The organism is uncultured Methanobrevibacter sp., assembly GCF_902764455.1.
Lineage (GTDB): Archaea > Methanobacteriota > Methanobacteria > Methanobacteriales > Methanobacteriaceae > Methanocatella.
On the sequence record NZ_CACWVY010000028.1, the window covers coordinates 23350 to 45091 of the forward strand.

Annotated in this window: 13 protein-coding genes, 1 tRNA gene and 1 other RNA gene; 14 read left to right on the forward strand and 1 reads right to left on the reverse strand. The window is 32.7% G+C overall.

The genetic code is table 11. The annotated features are described in order from the left end of the window. Nucleotides 1-22: 22 nt before the first annotated feature. From frhA to QZU75_RS09395, 5 genes are all read left to right on the forward strand, one after another. Complete coding sequence (frhA, locus tag QZU75_RS09375) at nt 23-1249, forward strand: coenzyme F420 hydrogenase subunit alpha (RefSeq protein ID WP_296883253.1); 1227 nt, start codon at nt 23-25, stop codon at nt 1247-1249. A gap of 18 nt (nt 1250-1267) precedes the next feature. After that, a complete protein-coding gene (frhD, locus tag QZU75_RS09380) occupies nt 1268-1837 on the forward strand; it encodes a coenzyme F420-reducing hydrogenase, FrhD protein (protein WP_296883254.1) in 570 nt (189 codons plus the stop codon). Further along, nucleotides 1837-2679 (forward strand): coenzyme F420 hydrogenase subunit gamma, encoded by an 843-nt coding sequence (gene frhG, locus QZU75_RS09385; protein WP_296883256.1) that lies wholly within the window; start codon nt 1837-1839, stop codon nt 2677-2679. The genes frhD and frhG overlap by 1 nt, the downstream gene beginning before the upstream one ends. An 11-nt stretch (nt 2680-2690) precedes the next feature. Then, nucleotides 2691-3542: a coenzyme F420 hydrogenase subunit beta gene (gene frhB, locus QZU75_RS09390; RefSeq protein ID WP_296883258.1), complete on the forward strand. Its 852-nt coding sequence runs from the start codon at nt 2691-2693 to the stop codon at nt 3540-3542. A 142-nt stretch (nt 3543-3684) separates the two neighbouring features. Next, nucleotides 3685-4653, forward strand: a complete 969-nt coding sequence (locus QZU75_RS09395) for a hypothetical protein (protein ID WP_296883260.1) — start codon at nt 3685-3687, stop codon at nt 4651-4653. A 20-nt stretch (nt 4654-4673) separates the two neighbouring features. On the opposite strand, the gene map is transcribed toward QZU75_RS09395, so the two are convergent. Further along, nucleotides 4674-5591, reverse strand: a complete 918-nt coding sequence (gene map, locus QZU75_RS09400) for a type II methionyl aminopeptidase (protein ID WP_296883262.1) — start codon at nt 5589-5591, stop codon at nt 4674-4676. Nucleotides 5592-5693: 102 nt separating this feature from the next. On the opposite strand from map, the gene QZU75_RS09405 reads away from it, so the two are divergent. The 9 genes from QZU75_RS09405 to QZU75_RS09445 all read left to right on the forward strand — a co-directional run bounded on the left by QZU75_RS09405 (nt 5694) and on the right by QZU75_RS09445 (nt 21665). Next, nucleotides 5694-6101 carry a hypothetical protein gene (locus tag QZU75_RS09405; protein WP_296883264.1) on the forward strand — a complete coding sequence of 136 codons (408 nt, stop codon included), beginning with the start codon at nt 5694-5696 and terminating at the stop codon, nt 6099-6101. A gap of 8 nt (nt 6102-6109) precedes the next feature. After that, nucleotides 6110-6628: a hypothetical protein gene (locus tag QZU75_RS09410; protein ID WP_296883266.1), complete on the forward strand. Its 519-nt coding sequence runs from the start codon at nt 6110-6112 to the stop codon at nt 6626-6628. Between the two features lie 94 nt (nt 6629-6722). After that, nucleotides 6723-6797 (forward strand) — tRNA-Met (locus tag QZU75_RS09415). A gap of 21 nt (nt 6798-6818) precedes the next feature. Beyond that, an RNA gene (gene rnpB, locus QZU75_RS09420) (RNase P RNA component) lies at nt 6819-7067 on the forward strand. 136 nt (nt 7068-7203) lie between these two features. Next, a complete protein-coding gene (locus QZU75_RS09425) occupies nt 7204-7455 on the forward strand; it encodes a nucleotidyltransferase family protein (RefSeq protein WP_296883278.1) in 252 nt (83 codons plus the stop codon). Between the two features lie 55 nt (nt 7456-7510). Further along, a complete protein-coding gene (locus QZU75_RS09430) occupies nt 7511-7774 on the forward strand; it encodes a DUF86 domain-containing protein (protein WP_296883279.1) in 264 nt (87 codons plus the stop codon). 226 nt (nt 7775-8000) lie between these two features. Beyond that, a complete protein-coding gene (locus tag QZU75_RS09435; protein ID WP_296883267.1) occupies nt 8001-18743 on the forward strand; it encodes an Ig-like domain repeat protein in 10743 nt (3580 codons plus the stop codon). A 659-nt stretch (nt 18744-19402) separates the two neighbouring features. Continuing rightward, complete coding sequence (locus QZU75_RS09440; RefSeq protein ID WP_296883269.1) at nt 19403-20605, forward strand: AAA family ATPase; 1203 nt, start codon at nt 19403-19405, stop codon at nt 20603-20605. A gap of 193 nt (nt 20606-20798) precedes the next feature. Next, nucleotides 20799-21665, forward strand: a complete 867-nt coding sequence (locus QZU75_RS09445; RefSeq protein ID WP_296883270.1) for a CPBP family intramembrane glutamic endopeptidase — start codon at nt 20799-20801, stop codon at nt 21663-21665. Nucleotides 21666-21742: the final 77 nt, after the last annotated feature.

Here is a 21742-nt window from a genome sequence, read left to right on the forward strand (position 1 = left end):
GCTAATAATTGAGGTGACATATTTGAAAGATAGAGTAGTTATATCCCCTACAACTCGTCAAGAAGGCCATGCCGAATTGGTCATGGAAGTTGATGATGAAGGGATTGTTACAAAAGGTATGTATTTTAGTATAACTCCTGTTAGGGGTTTAGAAAAGATGGTTCTTAACAAAGCTCCTGAAACAGCACCTGTTTTATGTCAAAGAATTTGTGGAGTATGTCCAATACCACATACTTTAGCATCCACAGAAGCTATTGACATGGCATTAGGTATTGAAATTCCTGAAGCAGCTAAACAGTTAAGAAGAGCTACTTTAGCAGCACATAACATTAACAGTGCAGCTATTCACCACTTTTTAGTCGCAACAGACTTTGTACCTGAAAACTTATTCGCTGCTGCTGTTGACAGCGTAAGTGAAGTAAGAAAAACCGTACAATATGTTGTAGACATGTGTGCTGGTGAAGGTATCCACCCATCTGATGTAAGAGTAGGTGGAATGGCTAGAAACATTACTCCATTTACTAAAGAAAGATTAATCGAAAGAATGACCGCTTTCAAACCAAAACTTGAAGAACACATTGAATTAATCAAAAACTGTGTTGCTGAAAGTGCTGAAAAATTAGGCATTCCAGAAGATTTAGGTGTAGTAAACCAACCATTACTCGCAGTTCACCCAACTTACGGTGTAAATGACTTTGATATGGACGCATTTTCCGAAGTTTTACCTGAAGCATGGTATGATGACCCTGAAATCGGTAAAAGAGGATGTTCCGTTATTCCATTAATTAACGGCGAAAATGTTGAAACAGGTCCTAGAGCAAGAATGGAAAAATATCAAGGATTCAAAGGTAAAGGTGTTATCGCACAACACGTAGCTCGTGCAGACGAAATGTTGAAAAACTATGATGCATGTATGGAAGCTTTAGATGCTATTGATCCTGCTGCTCCTGCTAATGTAAGTTACGATAAAAGAGGTACTGGTGAACTCGGATTCGGTATTATCGAAGGTCCTAGAGGAACCAATGCTCACATGGCAAAAGTTGTTGAAGGTAAAATTAAATTTTACTCTGCAATTGTACCAACTACTTGGAACATTCCAACTATGGGTCCTGCAACTGAAGGATTCCATCACGAGTTCGGTCCACATGTAATCAGAGCATACGACCCATGTTTATCATGTGCTACTCACGTAATGGTAGTTGACGATGAAGACAAATCCATTCTTAAAAATGAAATGGTGAGAATCTAGTAATATTGGAGGAATTGAATGCCTTACGATTCGGATATAATCGTTATCGGTTGTGGAAATGTATTGTTTAAAGATGATGGATTTGGTCCAATCATTATAAATCTTTTACAGAAATATACAAATGATACTAACGATTATTACGACCCGGCTGTTACTGCATATGTTGAGAATGAATTTGATAAGGATATTTTAAGTCAGATTGAAAAAAAATTTGAGGGCATAACATTACCGGATTCAGTTCAGTTCGTTGATGGAGGAACAGCGGCTCCAACAAACTTTTTCCCATTGTATACTGAATATAACTGGAAAAAACTTATTGTTGCAGACGTTGTCGAATTTGACGCAGAACCTGGAACAGTTGAAACATTTGATCCGAATATTATGCAAAAGGGAAAGTATGATAATCCTCATGGAATGACTGTAGAGGAACCTCTTCAAGAAATATCTCAAAAATGTGAAGTTGTTGTTGTGGGTTGTAAACCTGCCGAAATTCCAACTCCGGATGTAGATATGGGTTTATCAGAACCTGTAATTAAGGCAGTTCCAAATGCTATTGATCTTATTTTAAAAGAAATTGGGGTAAAATAATGTTTGATAAATTGAAAAAAGCTTTTGGCGGTTCAGAAGAACCAAAAGCACCAAAAGTAGAGGAAAAAGTTGAAGCTGCTCCTGCAGAAACCAAAGCACCTGCAGAAGAACCAAAAGCTGCTTCCGCAAAACCACGTATTGGTTACATTCACTTAAGTGGTTGTACTGGTGATGCAATGTCTTTAACTGAAAACTATGATATTTTATCTACTGTTTTAACTGACATGATTGACATTGTATACGGACAAACTTTAGTCGACAAATGGATTCACGGTACTTACGCAGAAGAAATGCCTGAAATGGATTTATGTTTAATTGAAGGATCCGTTTGTTTACAAGATGAACACAGTGTTCATGAATTATTAGAAGCAAGGAAAAAATCTGGTTTAATTGCTGCATTTGGTTCATGTGCTATGACCGGTTGTTTCACCACATTTGCTCGTGGTGGTCAACAAGCACAACCTAAACACGAATCTTTCTTACCAATTAGTTCCTTAGTTAAAGTAGATTTAGCACTTCCTGGTTGTCCTGTAGCTCCAGAAATGATTGCAAAAGCAGTTGTTGCTTTATGCAACGGAGATATGGAATACTTACAACCTGCTATTGATAAAGCTGCATGTGATGCAGGATGTGGTTGTGATGTATTAACCAACATTATCCGTAACGGATTATGTACTGGTTGTGGAACTTGTGCTCTAGCTTGTCCAACAAGAGCTATGGGCTTCGCTGAAGGTAGACCTAGTTGTGATAGGGACAGATGTATTAAGTGTGGATCTTGTTATGCAATGTGTCCAAGAGCTTGGTTGCCTATCAAAAGAATTAAAGAGGAAACAGGACTTTAGGAGGAATGGATATGGTATTAGGTACTTACAAAGAAGCACTATCTGCAAGGGCTACTGACAGCAAAATTTTAGATGTATCCCAAGACGGAGGAATTGTTTCAGCATTACTCTGTTACGCAATTGATGAAGGAATCATTGAAGGTGCAGTTGTAGCTGGAACTCCTGACGACGATTGGAGACCAATTCCTACTGTAGTAACTTCTTCTGATGAAGTAATTGCAGCTGCAGGAACTAAATACTCAATGTCCCCAACTTTATCTGCTTTAAAAGAAGCAACCCGTCAATACGGTTTAGAAAAAGTTGGTGTAGTCGCAACTCCATGTCAAACCCAAGGTTTAAGAAAAGCACAAGCTTATCCATTCGCTAGATTTGTCGCTGACAAAATTAAATTAATCGTCGGTATCTACTGTATGGAAAACTTCCCAATGGCTTCTCTTGACACCTTTGCTACCGCAAAATTAGGATTTGACAGCTTAACTGATGCTACTAAAATGGATATTGGTAAAGGTAAATTCTGGTTAACCAAAGATGGTGAAGATAACGGTTTAGCTATTAAAGAAACTCACGGATATGAACAAGCTGGATGTAACATCTGTATGGACTATGTTGCTGAATGGTCTGATGTATCCACCGGTTCTGTAGGATCTCCTGACGGATGGTCCACTGTATTAACAAGAACCGATGCTGGTGAATCCGTATTCAAAGCTGCTGTTGACGCTGGTTTAATTGAAACAAAACCAATGGATGAAGTAAAACCAGGTCTTCCTTTACTTGAAAAATTAGCTAAAGGTAAAAAAGACAAAAACGGCGCAGAACGTGAAAGAAGAGCAAAAATGGGATTACCACTTCCTGTGGAATACTAATTCCGCTTCTTTCTTTTTTTATTTTTTTTAAACTATTTTTTAAATTAAACTTTAAATATTATAAACCTCAAATATAATGTAGTATTATTTTAACATTGGAGGTATTGATATTAAATTAAATAAATTTTTTATTTTCTCATTAATGGTTATTGTTTTATTTTCAATAACTGCCAGTTTTGCTGTTGATGAAAATTCGACACAGATGGCTGCCGATATTCAAAATGAAGATATTATTGAAGCTGAAAATCAAAATGTCGTTATGAAAACTAGTGATCAGTCAGCACTTTCCGTTGATTATTCAGATGTTGTTCATGACAATTCAAGCTTTATTGTTCCGGGCAAGGTTACAAAAAGGTATAATGGAATGATAGAATATTCTGCAACTTTTTTGGACAGCGATAAAAAACCTTTGCAAAATACTGTTGTATACTGTGGTATTGATTCAGTCCTGCTTGGTGTTAATGCAACTACTGATTCCAAGGGTGTTGCTTTGTTTTTACTGCCTACTCAAAAGGGTAACCACACATTATATCTCATGAATACTGTGGCCAGCGATATCACTTCAGATACTGTTTATGTTTTTGATGTGTTAACTGGAAATAAGAATTTCAATCTTTACTTTAACAGCGGCAAATCATATACTGTAAGGGTTTATGGAGATGACGGAAAACCTGTTAAAGCAAACCAAAAAGTCACTTTTACAGTAAACTTTAAAAAACACACTGTAAAAACAGATAAAAACGGTTATGCAAAATTAAAAATTAATTTTCAGCCTGGATCATATCTGGTAACAGCCCAATATAAGGATTACATGGTTGCCAATAAAATCATAGTTAAGCCGACTGTAATCCCATTAACACAATTCGGTTCCAAACAGCTTGGAAAAACATTCAAATATAAGGTTAAATTGCTTAACAACAAGGGAAAACTTTTTAAAAATAAGAATGTTAAAGTCAAATTCAATAAAAAGACTTATGTTTCAAAAACAAATAAAAAAGGAATTGCAACATTTACTTTAAAAACTCCTTTAAATCCTGGTCTGTATAATATTGTCTCTTCATACGGCAAGGCTAAGGCAACTGCCCAGTTATATAGATATGTAATAAGGTAAAGGAGTTTTAACTCCTTTTTTTAGATTGTTGTAACTGTACAACCCTCTTTTTCAATAATTAATGTATGCTCTTTTTGACTTACAAAGCAGTCCTGTTTTTCACGCAGCGGAGCATATGGATAAATCGCCATTGCCTGGGATAACTGTTTAAGAGCAATTGATCCTTTTCTTTCTCCGAATTCGTCTGTAATCCATCTTCCTGAAAACGGAACATATCTGTGATTGCTTTGGATATACTTCAATACTTTTTGAGTACTTTTCATCCTGAAGGGTTTATTTGCCATATATGAAAAGATATAGTGGCCCGGAGCATCATTGACATATCCTTCACCATTTGTTGCAAAGGGTTCAATTGCTACGGCCTGGCCTTCTTCTAAAATATAACTGTCATTGTTGTTGTAATTTGGAATTGATATTCCTGCATGGAGGTTATATTGTTCCAGACTGTGTCCCATCAGATTAAATATTGGATTCAGGTGATATTCTGATATAGCTTCGTGAACTGCTTCACCGATTTTTGAAATTTCAATGCCTGCTCTTGCAGTTGCAATTGCGGCTTCAAGGCCTGCAGCTGATGCTTCGATTATTTCTTCATGCAAGTTTATTTCATCCTGGGTATAGTTTTCGTCCATGTTTCCACTGGCAAGAACAGTTACTGCAGTATCTGCTATATATCCATCAATCATTGCTCCAAGGTCTAATTTTACCATATCCCCTGCTTTGAATTTTGTTTTATCTCCTGCAGGGGAAGTGTAATGGGCGGCATATTCATTGATTGATACATTGCATGGAAATGCAATTTCAGCGCCTGCCTTTAAAATTTCACTTTCTACATAATTTACTAAGTCTAAAACTAAAGCTCCGTCTTTAATCATTTTTGAAGCTTCGCTTCGAATTTTTGAAGTTAATTTTCCAGCTTCTATATAGGATTCTATCATAAATTTTAACCATCCTTGTTAAATAATTAATTTTATATCTGATAAAGTTAATATAATATTTTATTTAATATAAACTAGTTTATAAAAATTGGAGGTTATTATATGGATTTTCCTACAATACCTGACCAAATGTTTTATTTGATCATTTTGGTTATTGTTGCTATTGTATTGATTATCATTGTTTTCCAATGGAGAAAAGTCTCACAATCCAAAAATTCAATTTTAATACTTGAAAAAGAAATTGAACTTAAAAAAATGTCCATGGTGGAAAAAGACATTGAATCTAAAAGATTAATGGATAATCCAATTCCATTACCACAAGAGCAACAAGACAGTCTTTCAGCTATTAGGCAATCAACCACTGAAGTCAGAAGCAATGTTGGTTACTTGCATTCTGAAATCAACGAAAGATTAGCCAGACTCGAAGCTGAAACCGAACAAAGAAAATTAGAAAAAATGCTTAAAGAGATTGAAGCTAAAGAAGCTAAACTCAAAAAAATGAATAAATAGGTGGTAAAATGGATGCTATGGAAGCTGTTGCAATTATAATTTTAATTCTAGCTATTGTAGTTTTAGTATACTATTATTTATTGAATAGTCCTGCAACTATGAATAAGTTACGAGGTTATGTACCAACCACTGCAGATGCGCACATGAATGAGATTTTAGGCGGATCTAATGGCGATTCTGGTTATGATTTATCTAAAGAAGGTGAAGTTCAAGAAGAAAATAAGAATTCAATGAGTAAAAGAATCAAAGTTAAATTAAGTGACATTGACTTGAACACTGATTCCTTTTCCAATAAGATTGATACTTTTTTAGATGAAAAAAGTGACGAATTAATCAAAAATTGGTCTTTAGCGACTACAAATGATTTGGAAGAGCTTGAATCTAAATTCAGTGAAACTACTGCTAATGTAGACAGTTTGGATAAAAGTTTCAATGAATTTAAAAAATCTTCTGAAGAATTCCAAAAAGCTACTGAAGAAAAATTAAATGACTTGGATAAAAGAATTGAATCATTAGAAAATAATTAAATTTATTTTCTTTGATTTTCTTCATTTTATAGAAAAGTTTATATATTATCTAAATTATACCTATTATATAGTTGTATTACTACTTTTATCTTATAGCAGGGTGGGGTAGTCTGGTGATCCCGCGGGGCTCATAACCCCGAGATCCCTAGTTCAAATCTAGGCCCTGCTACTTTTAATTAATATTTTTATGGCAAGTTAAAGACAGCTGCTGGTTTTTTAAACTAAGGAAACTCCGCCCATCACACAGAACTACGGCGTTGAAAAACGTATACTGAGAAGTATGACTCTGGAGCAGAAACGACACGGCTTTTAATGGTAGACGATGATATTTAATTGAGGACATTAAAAAGAGCAAAGGTGCCGATGACAAACTGTATGAGGCAAGGTAGCACGCTAAGATGAATGCTGTTAAACAGAAGGTGGGTTACTCTTAACATGCCATAAATATTAATTAGTCTATTTTTTTTCACTGTTGTGTACTTTCAAAAGATTAATATTACTTATTTTTATATAATATATTACTTGGTGATTCATTATGATTTATTCTAGAACAAATTAAACAAATTGCTATCCCTATTGTTAGTGAATATGGTATCGCTAGATTAGGTATTTTCGGGTCATATGCTCGAGGAGAAGCAAATGAGGATAGTGATTTAGATTTTATAATGGATACAGATGGTTTAATTGGAATGATTCAATATAATGCTATAATTCGTAAATTAGAAGAGAAATTTGGATGTCATGTTGATATAATTACTACTGGATGTTCTGATAGGGAGTTTTTAACTAGAATCCAAAAAGAGGAGGTTTTAATTTATGAACGGTGATGATAAAGAGAATTGAAATGATTCTGCATTATACTGTGATAAAATAGATAGTCATATTGAATATTTCGGTGATGATAAAGAATTGTTTTTGGAGAATATTCATTATCAGGATGCATGTGCTTTAGTAATTATTCAAATTGGAGAACATGTTGATAGATTATCTGATGAATTCAAAAATAGTCATTCTGAGATTCCTTGGAGAGAAATTAAAGATATGAGAAATTTACATGCTCATAACTATGAATCTGTAATGTATGATATTTTGTGGGTAACTATTAAAGGGATGTTCCTGAACTTCGGGAATATCTTGAAAAATTAATCTGATTTTGTTGAAAGTTAAGGTAGTTTTTAACATTAACTCATATGTAACCCACACGATTTTAAGTGACTTTTTCTTAACATACCATGATTGATTATTTTTTCATTTTACTATTTTTTAAAACTTTTTTCTTGATAAAAATAAATATTCATTGTTTAATTTAATCATAAAGAATTTAATATCATAAATAATAAACATTTACATAATTATTGTGGATGTGTTAAACATGAATTTTAAGAGAATAATTTTAATTTCATTAATTCTATGTTTCTTGTCGTTTGCTTGTGTATCGGCAAGTGAAAATCAGACATCAATAGAAAATTCTAATCTTAATGCTGTTGGTGTGGTTGATGAGGATATTAATGAATATGATAACGTTATGTTTGCTGGAAAAAATGCTTCTGATGGTCGTGGTGTTGTCTCTGGGGAATTGCTTTCCAGTAGTAATGTTGATGATAAAAATACTACACTTTGTGAGGCCGTTGGAGAAAATGCTTCTGATGGTTGTGGTGTTGTCTCTGGGGAATTGCTTTCCAGTAGCAATGTAAATGATAAGTTGTCTGCTTCAAAGATGGGGACCCGTGATGAATTGAATAATTTGGTTCTTGCTGCTAAAGAGGGTTCAACAATAACATTGGATAAGGATTATGATTTTTTAGGGGCTGTAAAACCTATTGAAATAACTAAAAGCATTGTAATTGATGGTAATGGACATACAATTACTCTTGGATATAATAATGCTTTTAATTTAGGAGATGGAGGAGCCATAATTGCTGATGGGCAGTGTCCTTTTATAATTTCCAATTGTAAATTTATAAACTGCTCTAGAGGAGGTGTTGCAGGTGCAATTTCAGCACAGGCGAAATATAACTCCCAAATTATTGATTGTACTTTTAAGAGATGTTATGCTTTTGGAGAGATGAAAACTGTTAGATGGGAAACCTCAGCCACTATGGTATCTACTGCATCCAGTTCTGGCGGTGCAATTTCAATTTCTGATTTGGTCACTGTTAAATCTTGTAGATTTGAAGATTGTTCGGCTGGAAATGGTGGTGCAATAAATGCATATGGTAAATGTCAAATACTTGATTGTGTTTTTGTTAAAAATCACGCAGGAAGAGCCGAATGTCTGCAGTCTTATGAGCATGGTGGTGCCATTTATCTTAAGGGTGGATCAGGTGCTTTAGTTAAGGGATGCACATTCAATGAAAATTCTGCTGGACGTTTTGGAGGCGCAATATCAATAGCTGCTAATGATGTTAGAATTGAGGATTGTGTTTTTAATTCTAACTATGTGGATGATAGCGTAAAACAAAAAGGTGGTGCAATATTTGTAGAATCAGATTCCAAGATTGGCGACACTGGTTTTCAAATAACTCGGTGTACATTCAACAATAATGGATATGACGGCAATAAACATTACTGTAAATATGGTGGTGCAATATATTTTGATGAGAGAATTATTGTTGGGCATATTTCATATTGTAATTTTACAGGCAATGGTGCTTCAAAGGAGGGTGGTGCAGTCTATGCTTCATCTGATAGCAAATTCCTTAATTTTAAAGGATGTCTATTCACCAAAAATAGAGTTGAAAAATATGGTGGAGGAATATATCTTGATTCTAAATCTTCAACCATAGTGGATTGTGCATTTGTCGAACAGCCTAATGCAATATATTGCGACAATAAAGAATGCACTATTAAATTCTCCGCATTTTTAAAAAACAGCAATTATGACGTCTGGTCCACTAAAGAGATAAATATTGCGAACAATTGGTTTGGAAATACTATGGATAACAGGTATTACGATTTGGCTAAACTCAAAGGCAAAGCAGTTAACCTTAATAATAGGGAAAATTTGTATCTGGTTGCCACATCTATGGATAAAAACTATCATGATGGACAGGAATCCACTGTTGATTTGAACTTCAGATATATGCGTGATTCTCCTACATCTGACAGTAAATTAGCTCCCTTTACTAATCCGGCGATTCGTTATGTTGTTAGTGGAGTAAATGCAAGGGCGGTTTCCGATAATCTTTATTTGGCAAACGGTAAATCCTCTTTTAAATTCTTGGCAGATCCTTTTACAAGTACACCTTCTATTACTGTGGATTGTTATGGTGCAAAACTGACTTTAAAGTTCAAGACAAATCCATATTCATTCACCGCTCTTCAGGTTGTTGTTAACAATTGTCAAAATAGAGTTTTAAATCTGGTTCATAATTATACTCGTGACAAATCTATCGATGGTGACATGGTCGTAACTATTTCAAAAGACCTAGTGATTAATGGTAACGGTTTTACTTTGGATTCAAAAAATAGTGGTGGAGTCTTTTTTATGAGTAACCGTCCTAATGTGGACATAAATAATTTGAACATTGTTAATAGTAAATCAAAGTGGGGTTCGGCCATTTGGGGTTATATAGATAATATGTCAGTCAATAACTGCAGGTTCATTAATTGTTCAGCAAAATTTGAGGGGGGTGCGATTAATCTGGTTGGAAAAGTGCTTACAATAACCAATTCCACTTTCATTAACAATACGGCTGATGAAAATGGGGGCTCTTTGATAGTAATGGGTATTAATACTGTAATTAGGGATTGCATTTTCATTAATTCCAATTCTGGTATGGAGGGATGTTTCATTTATCTTCACGCTAGCAGCAGATTAAATCTCACAGATTCCATATTGTTAACCAATTCAACATCAAATTATATTTCTAAGCCGGAGGGTGAATCACTACGATGGAATGTTTCAGCTAACATTGAGAACAATTGGTTTGGCGGTACAAATGAGGATATATTAAAGAATTATGACATGCTTCGTGTGTTCCCTGTTAAGAGTTTGCTTTATCTGAATATCACACCTTCTCTCTATGATATTCCTGTAGGAGACAGTTCAAATATCACTCTTAAGTTTTACTCATATGATTTGAACTCAAGACAGGGGGTTCCGTTATCACGCGTCAGAAACATGAAATTTGGCGTTAGTCTGTTGGAAGAAGGAGGGACACTCAGCTCCGATTCAATCATGCTGACCAATAATGAGGGGAGTGTGGTGTATACTTCAAGTTCTGATGGTGAAATGCCTGTTGAAATCGATTATGAACTATTCAACCATGTACTCTCTCTTAATCAGTACCATGAAGGTTCTTTCACAGACCTTAAGCATCTGATTAGCAATTCTGGGGATGTTATAAATCTCACTAGGGATTATACTTTTTCTGTGATGTTCGATTATATGTTGATGGATGGTATTTACATTAATAAAGATTTGACAATCAACGGTAATAACCATGTTATCGATGGTGACGGATGGGCTAGAATATTTAATATAGACGGACATAAAGTTGTTTTAAATAATATCACCTTTATTAACGGTTATACTCCGGATAATGGTGGTGCGATTCAAACATCATCTCAAACTTCTTTGTCTATTAATTCCTGCAGATTCGAAAACAATTCTGCAAAAAATGGTGGTGCAATTTATCTTAAATCCTATGAGAAGGTAAACATAGAATTTTCTGTCTTTAAAAACAATACTGCCAGTGCAAAAGGGGGTGCAATCTATTATTATGGAGATTATCGAAGCAATACATTTTGCAACATAACAGGTACTTTTACAAATAACAAAGCATCAGATGACGGAGGTGCAATATATTTAATTGATGTGGCAAAATATCATCTTAAAGGTAATTTCACAAACAATGTCGCAGGAAAGAATGGTGGTGCAGTTTGTGCAGATGTCGCTCTTGCTATTTCAACATTTACCATAGACGGTATTTTTGATTCAAATGCTGCAGCATACGGTGGTGCTGTTTATAGTTTTAATCCATTCGGTAACTTTACAGGAATCTATCAAAATAACAGGGCATCCAAAGATGGTGGAGCAATTTATACAAACAGGTCCATATCATATTCCGGAAGATATAATCGTATCAGCGGAGAATTTTACGCCAATACTGCAAATGAGCAGGGAAGTGCAGTTTGTACAATGAATCTCAAACATAACGACATAGATTTATACAATTCCATTTTTATGAAAAATCATGGAAAATCCACAGTATATTCATCAGGTTATAGTTATCTTAATGTTCATGACTCCATTTTTGTTGAAAATATTGATAACAGAGTATTTGATACATCCCAGGTAGAGGTCGTTGACGGTCGTCTTAAAGCTTATAATAACTGGTTCGGCAATACTGTTGATAATTTTGATAGAAAGCCTTCTGTCGGTCCAAGAGTTTTATTGAATGATTGGATGTATGTAGATGTAGATTGCGGTAAAAGCGAAACCGATCTTAAATCTAAAAATAACATTATTTTTACATTGAAATCATATAACGCAAAAAAAGGAACAGTTTCAGATTATGCTGGCAACTTTAAACTTAATTTAAGCTTAAAATCAGGCACCGGCAACTTCAGTAGTGATTCCTTTATTTTAGGCAATGCCTCTGTTAAAGTTACATATGTTGCGAATGATTATGGTGAAAATACAGTTGTTGTTTTGGCAAATCTGTCAAAATATTCCCATAAGACATACGAAATTAAATATAATGTAGTTGAGCATCCTAGCGATTCATTTTATGCATTACAATATGAAATAGATCATATGAATGGAAATATCCTTAACTTAACTAATAATTATGCGTTCTATCCGGAAAGTGATGCTCCAAATGGAGTAAAAATTAACAAATCCATAACCATCAACGGAAATGGGTTTATCATTGACGGTAAAGACAGCTCCCGCATCTTTGATATTTCAGCAGACAATGTTGTTCTGGAAAATGTCTCCCTAATCAACGGTAATGACATCAACGGCAGTGCAATATATGCTGAAGGCAACAATATCATAATAAGGAATTCCATTTTATTGAATAACACTGGTGCGGTTATCTACGCTGTAAACTCGTTAAATGCAAATTACAACTGGTGGGGAAATACTGTAGACACTTTCAATAGGAAGGCCAATGTTAGTGATAATGTTGTTGTGGGCAATGCCCTATTTGCGAGTTTCAATGCAGATTCAAATATTATTGGTGCAGGCAATAGAACAACACTTACTTTAGATTTAACTAATTTATATGATTTCAATTCAAAATCAAATTCAACTTATGATGGACTTAACCTATTTTCATTTGATTTTGAATCAGTTGACGGAAATATTAATGTCACTTCAGATAAGATAAAAAAAGGAAAAATCTCTGTTTTATTTGAAGCTATTGGACCTTTTTATGGTGAAATTTATGCAAAATACAGAAATGTGGAGTTAAAACATGAATTTGAAATAATTTATGATGACGATTCATTCACCGCTCTCTATACTTTGATAAATAAAACCGTTGTTAATGGTGTTGTTAATCTGACACATGACTATAACTTTTATTATTATGATGTTGATTATGTCAGAAGCATCCCGATAAATAAGGCAGTGACAATCAATGGAAACGGATTTGCTATTAATGGAATGAATCAATCCAGCATATTTAATATATCTGCAGACAATGTCTCATTAAGTAATATTAATTTCTTGGATGCAATAAATGCCGTTGAGTGGGTTGGAAACAATGGGTCAATAAGCAATATTTCAGTGAATAATGTGGACTCCGCATTAATCTATTGCGGTTCTAACCTGGTTGTAAGGGATTCAAATTTCACCCAGGCCAGAATGTATTCACTATATCTGGAAGGTTCAAATCATGTTGTTGACGGTTGTGAATTTGTAGATAATTCAGGATCTTCAATAATTGGATATGACGTATGCGATTTAAATATTGATGATTCAGTATTTAACAATAATGGGCCTGATTCAAGCATTGTTGATTTTTCCTGGTGTAAAGATGTAAATATCACAGATTGCATATTCAATAATCATAATAATCGATCCATTAATATTTTGCAGGGGTCAACTGTTTATTTGGCTAACAATACTCTTTCCGCATCAGATTATATTTTCAACGACGGAACTATTCTTTCAAAGACCTTTGCTCATTTGGATAATGTCAATTTAAATCATATGGTTGGTGACGTGATTTTATTAAATGCCACAATATATGATGATAATAATAATATCATTTTAGTTGATGAGTTTAATTTCAAAATTAACGATGAACTTTTTGCAGCCGAGTTTTATATGGATGCATACGAGTACTTATGGAGATTATCAAATGGGTCTTGGATTGTTGTTGCGGATATAGATGAAGAATCCTTTGTAAATTGTACTGTCGACTCACTGGTAGTTAATGCATTAAAATATAATTCATCCGTTATAATTACAAGTATTAGTGATGTTGTTTATGGTGAAAATGTAAAAATCGGTTTTGAGTTTGAAAACAGTACTGCAGTTCTGGTTACAGTTACCTTTAACTCAGAAGTGATATTCAATGAAACTGTAAAGGTCAATAACGTTTCCATTCCTAATTTGGGATCCGGATTTTATAATGTAGTAATCAGTACTTTAGAAAATGAATTTTATCGTTCAAGCAGTGTTGCTTCAGATTTCAGAGTTAATAGAGCAGGTTCTTCATTAATTCTCGAGGAGATACTCGACACTTATTACGGCAAAGATATAATTGTTAATTTCACTGTTGAAAACAGAACCAGTGTTGTCGCTTCAATTTATAATATTGATACCAAGGAGTTTATTATCAACGACGTCGTTGAAGGTAATTTATTTATCCTAAATAATTTGCCTGTAGGTTCATATGCAGTAACATTAACCAATATCATGGACATAAATTATAATCCTAGCGGAGATTATGCTGCATTCAATGTTTTAAAAGTTAATTCATCCATAATTCTTGATAATAAAACAGAATATATTTATGGCAATGTTGCAATCAGTTATGATGTTGATAATTTAACCAATGTTACTGTAACTGTTGTTGATTTGGAAAGTGGTGATGTATATAATTTCACAACTACAAACTCAACCATTAATCTTGATTGGGATGTTGGTTCCTATCAAATTACTGTGGTCAATATGGGAACTGAGAATGTTTTCGCCAGTCAGGATTCAAAAACATTCCTTGTCCTACCTGCAAATTCATCTGTTGAAATAGATGACATTGGTGATGTGTATTATGGAGATGACATTGAAATTTACTTTGATGTAATCAATGCTACAAATGTTACTGTTATTGTAAAGGATGAAAACAATAGGGCTATTTATAATAATAATACTAATGAAAGCTATTTTGATCTTTCAGATTTGGCTGTAGGTAAATACACTGTAGAAGTTTATAATTCAGGTTCCAATAATTTCAACCCTAGCAACGACACTAAAACATTTTACGTATTGAAAGTCGGTTCATTAATAGAATTCAATTATTTAAATGTAACCTATTATGGAATGCCTTTCAGATTGGATTATGATGTAGAAAACGAAACATTATTAAACCTCTGCATTTATGATTCCAAAGGATTTGTCATTTTTAATAAAAATTTCAATGAAATTAGTGAACTTCCAGAAGATATGTCTAATTTGACTGAAGAAGCTTATTTAGGTTATTATTTCTTTATTTATAGAAATTTAACAGTTGGAAACTATACTTTTGAGTTTACAAATCTGGGCAATTCCAATGTCAGTGGAAATAAGGTTAACGGTAGTTTTGAAATTATAAAGGTCCCTTCCTATGTTGAAATTCTTGTTGATTCAATTGTATATGGCGATGATTTGGAAGTCTACATTGATGTTGTTAATGCTACAACCGTAAATATTATGATTAAAAATGATGTTGGAGCTATTGTTTATGATGAGAACATAACTAGTTCTCCAGTCATTGTCAGTGATTTGATTCCGGGCAATTATACAGTTATTGTTACTAATTACGGCACTGAAAATGTAATTGGAAATTCATCATCTGAAGAGTTCTGCGTGTATAAGCTCAATTCCACTGTTAAATTGAATAATATCTCCGATATTTATTATGAAGATGCAGTTTTAATTGAGTTTGATGTTGAAAATAAAACTGTTGTAAATGTCAGAATCCAAAATCAAGATGGTGAAGTTGTCTATGATAATAATGTAACTTCTGATGTGCTTCTGATTCCTAATTTGAATGTTGGAAATTATACTCTAACCGTTACAAATATGGAAGCATTTAATATTAGTGAAAGCGCTGATTCAAAATCATTCAGAGTTTTAAAAAGAAGCATTAACATCACGGTAGCTGTTGAAGATAATGTGTATGGTGAGTTAAGTGTTATTAATGTAATTTCTGATATTGATGGTATGTTGTCTGTTAATTTAGGCAATCAACAATTGCTTGTTGGTGTAATGGATGGTCATGGAAAGGTCATGATTAATCTTGATGCGGGAAATTACACTGCTCATGTCAATTATACTGATGATAACTATGACATTAACATGACTGGCTGTTCATTTACCGTATATAAAGCTGATGTTGATTTAAGCGTTGAGGTTTTAGATAAGGTTTATTCTGCTGATGTTGATGGTAATGTGTTTGCCAGTCTTGACGGGGAGTATACTGTTGTTATTGGAGATTATAGTGTTCCTGTGACTGTTTTGAATGGTGTTGGTGCATTTGATGTTGGTGTTTTAAATGTTGGAAACTATACTGTTCGTGTGATATTTGCCGGAAATGATAATTATAACTCCAATGTTAATAAAAGCGCTTTTGAGGTTACTCAGTCTGAAACCAATTTCAATATTGTTGCTAATGAAAGCAATATCACTTATGGAAATTCAATAAATGTTACTCAAAGTCTTCCTGGTGATGCAACAGGTACTATAACTTATTCCTTTGCTAATGGAACTGTAATTAATGTTTTAAATGTTGATGAATCATTTGTTTTATCTGGTCTGGATGTTGGATCTTATGTGGTTTATGCTAATTATTCTGGTGATTCTAATTATGCTCCTGCAAGGGACAGTTTAACAATTGATGTCAATAAGGCCGTTAATAATATTCTTGTATTTGGTCAGGATGCGACATATCTTGGGAATTCAACTATTACTGTTGTGGCTGATGTTGATGGGGAATATTATGTTGGTGTTGGCGATAAAATAGTTGTTGTTATTGTTTCAAATGGTATTGGAGTGAATACAATAGCTTTAGATGTTGGAACTTACTCTGCTGATGTCGAATACATTAACGCAAATTATGTGAATAATGTCACAAGCATTCCGTTTACTGTTGCTAAATCGGATGTTAATTTAAGCGTTGAGGTTTTGGATGTCGTTTATTCTGTCGATGTTGATGGTAATGTATTTGCAAGTCTTGACGGTAAATATGATGTAATCATTGGTGATACTTTAAAAGTTGTGAGTGTTAAAAATGGTATAGGTACTTTTAATTTTGGTGTTTTGGATGTTGGAAACTATACTGTTCGTGTGATATTTGCCGGAAATGAAAACTATAGTGCAAATTCAAACGTTTCAACTTTCAAAGTTACTTCTACTGGCACTAAATTTAATGTTATTGCTAATAGTACAGAAATAACTTATGGAGAAGCCATTAACATTACTCAAAGTCTTCCAGTCAATGTAACAGGCAATGTAACTTATGGATTTGCAAACGGAACAATAATCAAGGTCCTTGATGTTGGAGAATCATTTGTTTTATCAGGATTGGATGCAAAATCTTATGTAATTTATGCTAATTACTCTGATTCCAATTACCCTTCCGCACTTGATAGTATAACAGTTGTGGTTAATAAAGCGATTAATAATGTTGTAGTGAGTGCAAACAGTGTTACATGTCCTGATAATGTTACAGTCAATGTTAAAGCAGACATTGATGGAATTTATATTGTTTCTGTTGGTGGAAATTCCTTTGAGGTTAATGTTGTAAACGGTAATGGAAGTATTAGTGTCTCTTTAGGAGTTGGAGATTACAGTACTCTCACTTATTCTGATAATCCTAATTATGAAACTAATATTCAAGAGGCTAAATTCAATGTATTGTCTGTTGAAGATTATGACTTTGGTTTCAATATGATTGATAAGACTGTCATTTTCCATGCTCCGAGTGATGCTACTGGAAATTTAACTCTTGTTGCAGGTAACACAACATATGTTGCCCGTTTAGAAAATGGTACTGCGGAGATTACAGCCAATGAATTGATAGAAGGATCAAATGTTGTTGGAATCGCTTATTCAGGTGATAGTAAATATGCGCCAAGAAGTTATTCAAGCATTTTTGTTGTCAATACAATGATTGTAACTTCTGATATGACTCGCGGATATAATAGTGGTGTTGATTATCAGGTTAAAATCGTTGATAATAATGGAAATCCATTGAAAAATAAGTATGTGACATTCACCATAAATAATAGAAAATACATTTCTAGCACCAATGAGAATGGTATTGCTAAACTCAATGTTAAACTTCGTGTTGGAACATATAATGTAATAGTCAATTTAGATGGTGGTAAAAATGTTACAAAGAAACTTAAGATAGTTAAAAGAATTACAGGCAATAAGAATGTTGTAAAATATTACAATAGCAACTTTAAATATAAATTTAAAGTTATTGGTAATGATGGTAAGGCTGTTGGTAAGGGAGTAAAGGTAACTGTAAAAATTGGTAAAAAAACCTACAGGCTCAAAACAGATAAAAAAGGTTACATTACTATCCGGTTAACTAAAAAATTCACTCCTAAAAAATATACTATAAAAGCAGCTTACAAAGGATATTCTGTTAAAAATAAGATTAAGGTTAAGGGCGTAATATTCAGTAAAAAAACAGTCAAAATCAAGAAATCTTCAAGAAAACTTGTCTTGAAGGCAAAACTTAAACAAGGTAAAAAACTCCTCAAAAATAAAAAAGTGATATTTAAGTTTAAAGGTAAAAAATACAAAGTTAAAACCAACAAAAAGGCAATAGCTAAAGTAACCATTAAACGAAATGTCATTAAAAAGCTGAAGGTAGGTAAAAAATATAGATTCAAAGTAACTTACCTGAAAAGTAGTATAAATAGAACAGTTAAAGTAAAAAGATAGGGATGTCTCACCCTATTTTTTTAATTTTTTTTAATAAAGTGCAGTATTTTGTTTGCTTCTTTTTTTAAAATAGTTTTTTTGTTAATTCTTATCATTTAATTTGGCGTAATTTTAAGGATTATGGGATGTTTGAAAGACCTTCCTGGAGCTATGTATATAAGGGCACAATCTGATTCTGTCTCTTTTTATTTTAATTTTTGGGTATTAGCTTTTTCGATGTTGTATTCGCATAATAATCCTATATATATATCTAATTTTAATTTTTTAGTGCTTTCAGTATTTCCATTGTCGTTTATATGTCTTTATATTTTCTGTAACTTTTAATCTTCTAAATCAAGTATGTCATTAATTTTCATTATTTATAAATGGTTTTTGTTTTTTCCCAATTCTGACTATATCTGAAGGAATAACTCCAAATTCTTTATATATTTCATCAAATACAGTATCGTATTGATTATATCTATTTTTTCACTGTTGTGCACTTTCAAAAGATTTAATATAACTTATTTTTATTCAATTTAATTTCTTGGATATCTACCATATTTTATTGCTTTCATTATGTAAAATTGATTTTAATTGGTTATTAGATAATTTTAAATACATTAAATTATACATTAACTATTAACTTAATCTATTTTGATATTTTATAGGTGTTTTGCATGGATATTTCAGAAAAAGAATCTTTATTTCAACCTGGTCAACCTGTAAGTCCAGATAGGTTTGAAGGTAGGGAAGATATTATTAAAGAGATTTTAAAATATTTTCCAGCTGTTAGGTCTGGCAATCCTCAGCATTTTTTCATCACTGGAAAAAGAGGCATGGGTAAAACCTCTTTAGCTAATTATATTTCTGATTTTGCTCATAATAATTATTCAATGGTTACAGCACATATTATGAATGATGGGGTTCATGATATTGATGAATTGGTTGTTCAAATAATTGAAAGAGTTTTAAATGCCATTAGGCCTGAGAAGTGGTCTAGTAAGATTTTTAATCTCATTGGCAATTACATAGATTCTGTTGGTTTTGGTGGATTAAACATCAAATTTAACCCTCCAAAAGATGAATTAAAGAATATTAAAGATAATTTAGCATTTTATTTGTCTGATCTGGTAAATAATTTTAAGGATAAGGATGGGTTATTTATTGTAATCGATGATATCAATGGATTGTCTGAAACATCTGAATTTGCTAATTGGTATAAAAGTTTTGCAGATACTCTTGCAACTTCAGTTAAAAATGTGCCCATTTGCATAATGTTGACTGGTTATCCTGAAAAATTCAGGAGATTATATGACCATAATCCTTCTGTAAATAGAATATTCCACACTCATGAACTGAAGGCTTTATCAGATGAGGATGTTGAAACTTTCTATACTGCAATTTTTTCTTTATATAATATGGATATATCATCTTCTGCTTTAGATAATATGACTAAATATTCTTCTGGAATGCCAACAATGATGCAAGAAATTGGTGATGCGACTTTTTGGAAAGATACGGATGGGTATATTGATAATGATGATGCTTTTGGTGGGATAATAGAAGCTGGAAATAGAATTGGTTTGAAATATTTGCAGCCATTACTTGAAAATAAAATTAGAAGTGAAAACTATTTATCTTTATTTAAGAAAATTGGTAAAAAATTAGCTGCATCTCCAAACAGCACTTTTACTAAAAATGAATTTGAGGATGTTCTAAACGAATCAGAATCAAATGTATTTAAAGATTTCATCAGTCGATCAAGAAAATTGGGAATAATTGAACTGGCTAGTTCTAAAAGACAGGGAGAATATCAATTTACAAATCAACTGTATCCAATTTATTTTTTAATTCAGTCGGTTTTAGAAGAACAAGAATAAATATATGCTCATATACAGTATTTTTGATATTGTTGGAAATTTAGAGGTAATTCTTGAAATTTTACTAACTTGGATAATTAAGTGCAGTTACTCTTAACATACCATAAATATTAATTATTTTCTTATTTTAAGTAATTTCAACAGTTTTAGAATTATTTTTATATGGTGGAGGGATATAAATTTAAATGAGATTATGTTGGATAGAATTAAATATTTTGCAGATAATTCTGAAACATTAAAGCAAGCACGCATTAACGTTGAAGAAATCTCACCTATAAAAGAAATAGGAATTTTTATCGCTTTATTTTTAGTGTTATGTGTCTTTTTGCTTATATTTCAGTATATATTCTGGATTTTCAGTCCAATTAATGAGGCTACGTTTTTTTCTTTGGGAGGATTTATAGCTGTTCCTTTTGTTATATATTTCTTTGTTACTAAAATAGAAAAACGCAGTTGGAGAAGCATTGGATTTTCTAAAGGAAATGCATTTTTTTCAACATTAAAAGGTTTAATAATTGGTTTTTTAATGTTTTCGGCAATTGTTGCAGTAGGGATGCTTCTTGGACAATTCACTTTTGACGGATATGATTTATCTTCACTGGTTTATATAATTCCATGTTTTGTAATATTTGTAATCCAATGTTTTGGTGAAGAAATATATACTCGCGGATGGACAATGACTTATTTTTATAAAAGGCATAGCATATTTCTTTCAATACTGATAAACAGCATAATTTTTCTAATTCCTCATTTATCTAATCTGGGTATTGATTTGGTATCTATTGTCAATATTTTCATCATCGGTATTGTATTTGCGGTGATGTTTTTGAGATTTGACAATATTTGGATTTGCTGCGGTGCTCATACAGCATGGAATTTTTCACAGGGAATCATATACGGATTTAATGTAAGCGGCATATCAACTCCGACATTATTGAAATGTAGTCACACGGGTCAAAATTTAATTAATGGTGGTGTTTTTGGACCTGAATCAGGTTTAATTGCAACTTTTGTAATCATTATTGCATTAATTTTAGTTGTTTATTGGCCTAAACATTAAAAATTTTAAAATATTTGAATCCTGTCTTTGTTTATATGGCCCTATGATTTTAGATGCTTTTGACAAATTGATTATTT